The following is an 8709-nucleotide window of genomic DNA, read 5'->3' as shown; positions in this document are numbered from 1 at the left end:
GAAGCGGGCCAGCCGCTGCCGGGACGCCGCCAGCGCCTCGGTGTCACGGTCGAGCCCGACCAGCACGACGTCGGGATGCGCGGCGAGGACCGCCTCGGCGTGCCCGCCGAGACCGAGGGTGGCGTCGACGTGGACCCGCGGGCCCACCCTGGTCGGCCGCGCGAGTGCCGGAGCGAGCAGCTCGAGCGTCCGCTCGAGCAGCACCGGCACGTGGGTGCCGCGTGGCTCCTGCATCGGTTGTCCCCCCAGTGACCCGCCGTCTTCCGCCGTGCCAGACGGCTGCAGTCGCTCGCCGCACCGCCAGATCCCCATCCGCCGCCATGCCTGGCACCGGGGAAGGGACGCCAGGGACGGGAGCGGGTGGAGATCTCGCGGTACGGCGGGCGTTCGGCGGCGAAACCCGGGTCTTCGCGGGACCCGGTGCCACGTCGCCCCTACAGTCCGCCGGGCAGCACCCCCTCCTCGATGTCGGCGAAGTCGTCTTCGCTCTCCGCGAGGTAGGAGTCCCAGGCCTGCTTGTCCCAGATCTCCACCCGGGTGCTGGCGCCGATCACGACCAGCTCCCGGGAAAGACCCGCGTATTCCCGCAGGTGCACCGGGATGGTGACCCGACCTTGCTTGTCGGGCACCTCGTCATGTGCGCTGGCGAAGAAGACCCGGCTGTAGGCCCGTGCGGCCTTGTGGGTCATCGGCTGCTCGCGCAACTGCCCCGCGATCCGCTGGAACTCGGGCGTCGGAAAGACGTAGAGACAGCGCTCCTGCCCTTTGGTGATCACGACACCTCCCGCCAGCTCGTCCCGGAACTTCGCCGGCAGGATCAACCGGCCTTTTTCGTCCAGGCGTGGGGTATGCGTGCCGAGGAACATTCGGCCCACCCCCTCGCGCTGCGGGCGGATTCGCGGTCCGCCCGAGGCCGGCGGACCCTCCCGGCCCCGCCATTGATCCCCACTCTACTCCACTTCCCTCCACCCGCAACCAGAATCCGGCTTCACGTCCGGCTCGCCCGTCGACAAAACCGCACGTCAAAGGGGGTGGGGCGGAGTGGAGGGCCGAGCCGGTCCGACGCTTGTCCAAATGACGACAAGCTCCATTCCGCGCGTAACGATGTGCTCATTCACCTCGTTAACCCCGCCTGTCACGGAATCGGACGGCGTTCGGCACCGGAGTGGAGGGCTTCGCGTGGAGGGAAGTGGAGCGGGTTCCGGCGTCGCCGTCCACCGATGACAAATCGGGCATTTTTCCTGACCCTCGGCTCTGCGCGCGACCGGCCGCGTGCTATGTCCTGTCCGGTAACCTCGCTCGCGTGACGGACGCGAAAATGCCCCTGCGGGCGAAGGTGGCCAGCTCGGTGTCGCGCACCGCCGCGGCGCTCTCCCGGGCGGCCGGGCGCGGCGACGGCTCCGTGATCGGCGGCTGGATCGGCCTCAAGATCGACCCCGAGCTGCTCGCCCACCTCGCCCAGGGCCGCTCGGTGGCGCTGATCTCGGGCACCAACGGCAAGACCACGACCACCAAGCTGACCGTGGCCGCCCTCGAAGGGCTCGGCCGGGTGGCGACCAACGCGTTCGGCGCCAACATGCCGACCGGGCACACCTCGGCGCTGGCCAAGGCGGGCGCGACGCCCTACGCGGTGCTCGAGGTCGACGAGCACTATCTCGCCCGGGTCCTCGACGAGACCAGGCCACGCGCCGTCGCGCTGCTGAACCTCTCCCGCGACCAGCTCGACCGGGCCAAGGAGGTGGCGATGATGGCGCAGATGTGGCGCGACGCGCTCGCACACCACCCCGGCGTGCACGTCGTCGCCAACGCCGACGACCCGATGGTCACCTGGGCGGCGCAGCGCTCCTCCAACGTCACATGGTTCAGCGCGGGCCAGCGCTGGCACGACGACTCCTGGGTCTGCCCCGAGTGCGGCGGCGCGATCCAGCGGGCCGGCGGCGACTGGCGGTGCACCACCTGCCCGCTGCGCCGGCCCCGGCCGCACTGGGTGGTCGAGGAGGACGGCGTATTCGACCCCAGCGGCGCGTGGCACCAGGTGAAGCTCCAGCTCCCGGGCACCGTCAACATCGGCAACGCGGCCACCGCGCTCGCCGTCGCCGCCCAGTTCGGCGTGCGCCCGGCCGACGCCGTCCTGCGGCTGGCCTCGGTCACCTCGGTGGCCGGCCGCTACGCGCAGGTCGAGCGCGACGGGCGGCTGATCCGGCTGCTGCTCGCGAAGAACCCGGCCAGTTGGCTCGAGGCGTTCGACATGGCCGAGGCCGCGCCGACACTGCTGTCCATCAACGCCCGGGACCCTGACGGCCTCGACACGTCGTGGCTGTTCGACGTGGACTTCTCGCCGTTGTACGGCCGGCGCGTGCTGATCACCGGCGACCGGGCCTACGACCTGGCCGTGCGCCTGCAGGTCAACGGCATCCCGTTCGAACACGTCACGACGTTCACCGACGCGGTCGACGCGGTGCCGCCCGGCCGGCTCGAAGTGATCGCCAACTACACCGCCTTCCAGGACATCCGAGCGGAGCTGGACCGTGTCAACTGAAGACCTGCGGATCGTCTGGATCTACCCGGACCTGCTCTCGACGTACGGCGACCGCGGCAACATGCTGATCCTCGCCGCGCGGGCGCAGGCCCGCGGCATCCCGGTGGAGACCATCGAGGTGCGCTCGGACCAGCACCTCCCCGACTCCGCGGACCTCTACCTGATCGGCGGCGGCGAGGACGGCCCACAGGCACTGGCCGCGCAACGTCTCAACGCCGACGGCGGCCTGCACCGGGCGGTGGCCCGCGGCTCGGTGGTGTTCGCGGTCTGCGCCGGCTACCAGCTGCTCGGCACCTCTTTCTTCGCGAAGGGCGCCAAATACCCGGGCCTGAGCCTGCTCGACCTGGAGTCCGACCGCGGCCCGTCCCGGGCCGTCGGCGAGCTGCACGGTGTGATCGACCCGCGGCTGGGGTTGCCGCCGCTGTCGGGTTTCGAGAACCACGGCGGGCGTACGCACCTCGGCCCGGGCGTCTCGCCGCTGGCCCAGGTGACGACGGGCATCGGCAACGACGGCACGAGCGAGGGCGCCTGGCGGGGCAACATGCTGGGCACCTACTCGCACGGCCCGGCGCTGTCCCGCAACCCGGCGCTGGCGGACCTGCTGCTCCGCTGGGCCACGGGCGCGGCCTACCTGCCGCCGCTGGACGACAGCTGGGCCGAACGCCTCCGCCAGGAGCGCCAACTCGCCGTCCAGCCGTGACCCGCTGGCACCGGCACCCGGTGCTCCGCTTCGCGATCCTGGTCGCGCTGCTGGGCACCTTCGGCCTGGTGCTGCTGCTGGCCCCGCCGGACCTGCGGGCCATACCGGACGCGGTCGACCGGCTGGGCCCGTTCGCGCCGCTCGCGGCCATCCTGGTGGGCGCGGCACTGTTGATCGCGCTGGTGCCGCGCACGCTGATCACGGTCGCCTGGGGCGCCCTGTTCGGCCCGCTGGGCGGCGCCGGCTACACCCTGGCGGCGGCGTTCCTGGCGGCCCTGCTCGGTTTCGCCCTGGGCCGCTGGCTGGGCCGCGACTTCGTCGCTGAACGGGTCCGCGGCCGCCTGGCCCAACTCGACGGCTGGTTCACCCGCCAGTCGGTCCTCGGCGTCATCACGGTCCGCCTGGTCCCCCTGGGCGGCTTCGGCCTGGTCAGCTACGGCTACGGCACTACAGGCGCCCGCCTGCTCCCCTACCTGGCCGGCAGCGTGATCGCCTCGACCCCCTCCGCCTTCGGCTACGCCGCTTTCGGCTCGGCGGTGGTCTCCCCCGGCTCCATCAACTGGTTCACCGTCATCCCAGCGAGCTTCGGCCTGATCGCCTCAGCGGTCATCGTCTGGCGCTGGCGCCGCTCCGCGCGCCGTCCCAAGACCGATCCCGCCCGGGACTGACCGGGGCATTCGCCGTCGCTGCTCACCCTCTAGATGATCTATCCCAACGGGATTGCAGGAGATTTGGCTGGCCCGGTGGCCGGTTGACCCTCTGCACTTCGGGCTGCTCCACTTCGGGTTGTCCGGGGCTGATCATGTGTGGCTGGTCGGCCCGGGATGGTGCGCATCGAAATGATCCGGTGCGGTTGCTCTGCGCGACACGCCGCTGGGTTACCTGATCCCGCACACCTGATCAGGTAGGTGGGGTTGTCCTGATCCGGTGAGGTTCACACGATCATGGCCGGCGCCGGCTCGACCCGGGCCGGGTTGGCTGATCGACGACGATCGCGGGGAGTGTGCGGGCGGGTGTGTTGCGTCGTTTGGGTAGGCGGGTTGAACGACGGTGGTCTCTGTTCGTTGCGCCATGGTTGTGTGGATCGGGACACCCTCACGTTCGGTTCGCCGTCCCGACAACCCTTGGAATTGATCATCTAGGTCCCGGGAGGGTTTCGCGCGTCGTCGTCTAAGAAGGACAGCAGTCCGGCTACCAACCAGGTCGACGCCATCGTGCTCCAACTCGGCGTCGACCGGCCTGACGGGTGTCGAAGAGCTTCGGTGTCCGCTGCGTCGAGTTCGACGCGGGCGCGGTCAAACTCACCCTCAACAGGCGCCGCGCCATCGCGAAGAACGTCGGCGTCTCCCCGACGGCGTCGCCTGGGAGCTCAGTCCCCGACAAACCGAAGACCCAGGTCCCGGTCCCCCGCGCACCGCTCGGCCAGCCCTCGCACAGCCAGCATCACCTTGCGCTCCGCCTCGGGTTCGGTATCTGCAAGCAACCGGCTCAGCTCGCCAAGAAATTGCGGCATCTCGTCGGAAGACAGTTCCAACAGTCCATAGAGGTCGAGACGCGCGAGCATCGGCGTCGTGCCTTGGCGCTGCGCCTTCTCGATGGCACTGGCGAAATGAAAGTGGATGTCGCCGACCGCCACGATCTCTTCGGTTCGCCGACGCCGGGGACTCGTCCCCACTCGCACGATCCGGAACAGCTCGACATCGAGTCCCACAGCGTGATCCTCCTGGTCAGGGCCGCCAGCGACCCACCCGCGCGACCCACCGCGGAAGACGCACCGCGGAGATCGGCCGATGGACTGTGACCCGCCGGCCGCGATCGTGATCGCGGCGGGTGGGTAGGTCAGGGCCCGGGAGGGTTTTGCGCGCTGGAGCATTGGGAGCGGGGTGTGCGACTTTGCGTAAGCGCGCAAAACCCTCCCGTGCCCTAGAGAGCGATCAACGACGGCGAACGCCCCGATCAGTCCGACGCGGGACCGGTCGTGGGACGGCGCGTGTGTTTGAAGCGCGACCATCGACGAACCCCGGGTCCGGCGGGAGCGACGGTCGCGCCCCCGGCGGACCCGGGACATCATTGGTCTTCGGTTCTTGACCCTCAAACCACCACGCTGACCATGCGGCCCTTGACGACGATGACCTTCTTCGGGTCCTTGCCGTTCAGGGCGTCGGCCACTTCGGACAGCGCCGCCGCCCGCACGTCGTCCTCGCCCGCGTCGGCCGAGACCGAGATGCGGCCGCGGACCTTGCCGTTGACCTGGACCGGGTACGTGACCTCCTCCGCCACCAGCAGCGCCGGGTCGGCGACCGGGAACGTCTCGTAGGTCAGCGACTCCGTGTGCCCCAGCCGCTGCCACAGCTCCTCGGCCACGTGCGGTGCGAACGGCGCCGTCATCAGCACCAGCGGCTCGACCGCCTCGCGCTGCGGGGGGCCGCCCAGGGCCGTCAGGCCGTTGGTCAGCTCGATCAGCTTGGCCACGCCCGTGTTGAAGCGCAGCTCGTCCAAGTCGCCCTGGACGCCGTCGATCACCTTGTGCAGCAGGCGCTTGGTCGCTGCGTCGGCCGGTGCCTCGGCGACCCGGGTCTTGCCGGTCTCCTCGTCGACCACCAGGCGCCAGACCCGCTGCAGGAAGCGTTGCGCACCGACGACCGCCCGAGTCTCCCACGGCCGCGAGACGTCCAGCGGGCCCATCGCCATCTCGTAGACCCGGAACGTGTCGGCGCCGTAGGCCTCGCACATCTCGTCGGGCGTCACCACGTTCTTCAGCGACTTGCCCATCTTCCCGTACTCGCGGAAGACCTCGTCGCCCTCGTAGAACCAGCGGCCGTCGCGGTCCTCGACCTCCTCGGCGGGTACCACCATGCCGCGGTCGTCGCGGAACGCGTACGCCTGGATGTAGCCCTGGTTGAACAGGCGCCGGTACGGCTCGAACGACGAGACGTGGCCCAGGTCGAACAGGATCTTGTGCCAGAACCGGGCGTACAGCAGGTGCAGCACCGCGTGCTCGACGCCGCCGACGTACAGGTCGACGCCGCCCGGGTCGCCCTCGTGCCGCGGGCCCATCCAGTAGGCCTCGTTCTCCGGGTCCACCGCCTGCTTGTCGTTGCGGGGGTCCAGGTAGCGCAGCGAGTACCAGCACGAACCCGCCCAGTTCGGCATCGTGTTGGTGTCGCGGACGTAGCGCTTCGGGCCGTCGCCCAGGTCCAGCTCGACGTCGACCCACTCGCGGGCCCGGCTCAGCGGGGTTTCCGGGTTGCTGTCGGCGTCGTCCGGGTCGAAGGTGCGCGGAGCGAAGTCGTCGACCTCCGGCAGCGCGACCGGCAGCATCGAGTCCGGCAGGGCCACCGGCATCCCGGTCTCGTCGTAGACGATCGGGAACGGCTCGCCCCAGTAGCGCTGGCGGCTGAACAGCCAGTCGCGCAGGCGGTAGGTGGTCGCGCCCTTGCCGGCGCCGCGCTCCTCCAGCCACGCGATGATCGTCGACTTCGCCTCGACGACGCCCAGGCCGTCCAGGACCAGGCCGCGGTCGGGTGCGGCCGAGTTGATGGCCGGACCGTCACCGGTGTACGCCTTGCCGTCGAAGCCGTCGGCCGGCCGCACCGTGCGGATGATCGGCAGCTCGAAGACCTCCGCGAACTCCCAGTCGCGCTCGTCCTGGCCGGGCACCGCCATGATCGCGCCGGTGCCGTAGCCGGCCAGCACGTAGTCGGCGATGAACACCGGGACGCGGGCGCCGTTGACCGGGTTGACCGCGTACGTGCCGGTGAAGACGCCGGTCTTGTCCCGCGCCTCGGCGGCCCGCTCGACCTCGGTCTTGCGGGCGGCGGCCCGCCGGTATTCCGCGACGGCCTGCACCGGGGTCTCGTGCCCGCCGGTCCACGGCGCGTGGGTGCCCTCGGGCCAGTGCGCCGCGGTCAGCGTGTCGACGATCGGGTGCTCCGGCGCGACCACCATGTAGGTGGCGCCGAACAGCGTGTCGGGCCGGGTGGTGAAGACCGTGATCTCACCCTCGGCGCCGGCCGCGGTCTCGAACGGGAAGTCGACGTGCGCGCCGGTCGAGCGGCCGATCCAGTTGCGCTGCATCAGCTTGACCGGCTCCGGCCAGTCCAGCACGTCCAGGTCGTCGACCAGGCGGTCCGCGTACGCGGTGATCCGCATCATCCACTGCTTCAGCCGGCGCTTGAACACCGGGAAGTTGCCGCGCTCGCTGCGGCCGTCGGGCGTGACCTCCTCGTTGGCCAGCACCGTGCCCAGGCCCGGGCACCAGTTGACCGGGGCCTCGGAGACGTAGGCCAGGCGGTGCTCGTCCAGCAGGGCGCGGCGCTCGACCCCGTCCATCGCGGCCCAGGGCTTGTCGCCGGGTGCCGGCCGGGTGCCGGCGGCGTACTCCGCGATCAGGTCCTCGATCGGCCTGGCCTTGCCGGCGTCGGCGTCGTACCAGGAGTTGAAGATCTGCAGGAAGATCCACTGGGTCCAGCGGAAGAACTCCGGCTCGCTGGTGGCGACGCGCCGGCGCTCGTCGTAGCCCATGCCCAGGCGGCGCAGCTGGTTCCAGAAGCGGACCATGTTGCGCTCGGTGGTGATCCGCGGATGGGTGCCGGTCTGCACCGCGTACTGCTCGGCCGGCAGGCCGAACGCGTCGAAGCCCATCGGGTGCAGCACGTTGAACCCGGCCATCCGCTTGAACCGGGTGTAGACGTCGGTGCCGATGTAGCCCAGCGGGTGACCGACGTGCAGCCCGTCGCCGGACGGGTAGGGGAACATGTCGTGCACGTACATCTTGGGAGCGCCGGCCCGGGGGTGCTCGGGGTCGGACAGCTCGCCGACGGGGTTGGGCGCGCGGAACGTGCCACGGGCCTCCCAGTAGTCCTGCCACTTGCGCTCGACATCGCCGGCCAGCGCGGCCGTGTATCGGAACGGGGGGACGTCCTGGTCCGGACGCTCGGCTGCCTCGCTCATGTTCGCCACCTCGGTATTTTCGTCGTCAGGGCCGGTGCTCTTGCGCGCGGGGTTGTCTCGTCGTCACCGCGGGGCGCATCAGGGCATAAAAAAGCCCCTCACGCAGGAGGGGTAGCCGTGCCGGTCGCGTCAGCGACGTCAGCACGGCTAGGTAAGGAGCAGGAAGGCCCTGGCCATAGCGGCAGTGTACCGCCCTCAGCGATAGATCGCGAACGCCGCGCTGGCCACCAGGGTGGTCACGGCATCGATGATCTCGCGGATGGGATCGGACAGCTTGCCCCGGATCTCCCGGAGGCGCTGGTCGAGCCCGACCATCGGCATCGTGGTGAAGACATGGTCGTGCAGCAGCACGGCGTGCATCAGGCCGCAGAGCGCCGCGGTCGGCTCGTCGGGCTGGGAGCGGCCGTGTGCCGCGTACCACAGCCGGACCGTGATCGTGCGGACCACGGCCTCGTCGGCCGGATAGCGGGTCACCGGCACGAGCCCGAGCCGGCGCTGGGCGGACTTGGTGACCACG

Annotated in this window: 8 protein-coding genes; 3 read left to right on the top strand and 5 right to left on the bottom strand. The window is 70.6% G+C overall.

The features are described from left to right. Both mraW and mraZ read right to left on the bottom strand, forming a co-directional pair. A partial coding sequence (mraW, locus tag Air01nite_RS39790) for a 16S rRNA (cytosine(1402)-N(4))-methyltransferase (protein ID WP_203708597.1) occupies positions 1–234 on the bottom strand: 234 nt, incomplete at its 3' end. A 200-nt stretch (positions 235–434) separates the two neighbouring features. Next, entirely contained in the window at positions 435–866 is a 432-nt protein-coding gene (gene mraZ / locus Air01nite_RS39785; RefSeq protein WP_203708596.1) for a division/cell wall cluster transcriptional repressor MraZ, read from the bottom strand. Positions 867–1318: 452 nt separating this feature from the next. Here mraZ and Air01nite_RS39780 point away from each other — a divergent pair, with 452 nt between their 5' ends. Genes Air01nite_RS39780 through Air01nite_RS39770 form a run of 3 tightly spaced genes read left to right on the top strand, consistent with a single transcriptional unit; the run spans position 1319 to position 3907 of the window. Continuing rightward, positions 1319–2539, top strand: a complete 1221-nt coding sequence (locus Air01nite_RS39780; RefSeq protein ID WP_203708599.1) for a MurT ligase domain-containing protein — start codon at positions 1319–1321, stop codon at positions 2537–2539. After that, positions 2529–3239, top strand: coding sequence for a type 1 glutamine amidotransferase (locus Air01nite_RS39775; protein WP_203708595.1), 711 nt, complete (start codon positions 2529–2531; stop codon positions 3237–3239). Before Air01nite_RS39780 ends, Air01nite_RS39775 begins: the two co-directional genes overlap by 11 nt. Further along, on the top strand, positions 3236–3907 hold the full coding sequence (locus Air01nite_RS39770; protein WP_239091282.1) for a TVP38/TMEM64 family protein: 672 nt from the start codon (positions 3236–3238) through the stop codon (positions 3905–3907). Before Air01nite_RS39775 ends, Air01nite_RS39770 begins: the two co-directional genes overlap by 4 nt. A 701-nt stretch (positions 3908–4608) precedes the next feature. On the opposite strand, the gene Air01nite_RS39765 is transcribed toward Air01nite_RS39770, so the two are convergent. From Air01nite_RS39765 to Air01nite_RS39755, 3 genes are all read right to left on the bottom strand, one after another. Next, entirely contained in the window at positions 4609–4950 is a 342-nt protein-coding gene (locus Air01nite_RS39765; RefSeq protein WP_203708594.1) for a hypothetical protein, read from the bottom strand. Positions 4951–5330: 380 nt separating this feature from the next. Further along, on the bottom strand, positions 5331–8192 hold the full coding sequence (gene leuS, locus Air01nite_RS39760) for a leucine--tRNA ligase (protein WP_203708593.1): 2862 nt from the start codon (positions 8190–8192) through the stop codon (positions 5331–5333). 195 nt (positions 8193–8387) lie between these two features. Further along, the coding region (locus Air01nite_RS39755) for a GPP34 family phosphoprotein (RefSeq protein WP_203708592.1) at positions 8388–8709 on the bottom strand (322 nt) is incomplete at its 5' end.

The sequence above is a fragment of the Asanoa iriomotensis genome (assembly GCF_016862515.1).
GTDB classification, from domain to species: domain Bacteria; phylum Actinomycetota; class Actinomycetes; order Mycobacteriales; family Micromonosporaceae; genus Asanoa; species Asanoa iriomotensis.
The sequence above is the reverse complement of the archived record's forward strand: the minus strand, read 5'-3'. Positions and strand labels throughout refer to the sequence as shown.

Bases quoted from the DNA above. Each gene is read 5' to 3' on its own strand.
- mraZ (WP_203708596.1), bottom strand. From the start codon at position 866: ATGTTCCTCGGCACGCATACCCCACGCCTGGACGAAAAAGGCCGGTTG.
- Air01nite_RS39780 (WP_203708599.1), top strand. From the start codon at position 1,319: ATGCCCCTGCGGGCGAAGGTGGCCAGCTCGGTGTCGCGCACCGCCGCG.
- leuS (WP_203708593.1), bottom strand. From the start codon at position 8,192: ATGAGCGAGGCAGCCGAGCGTCCGGACCAGGACGTCCCCCCGTTCCGA.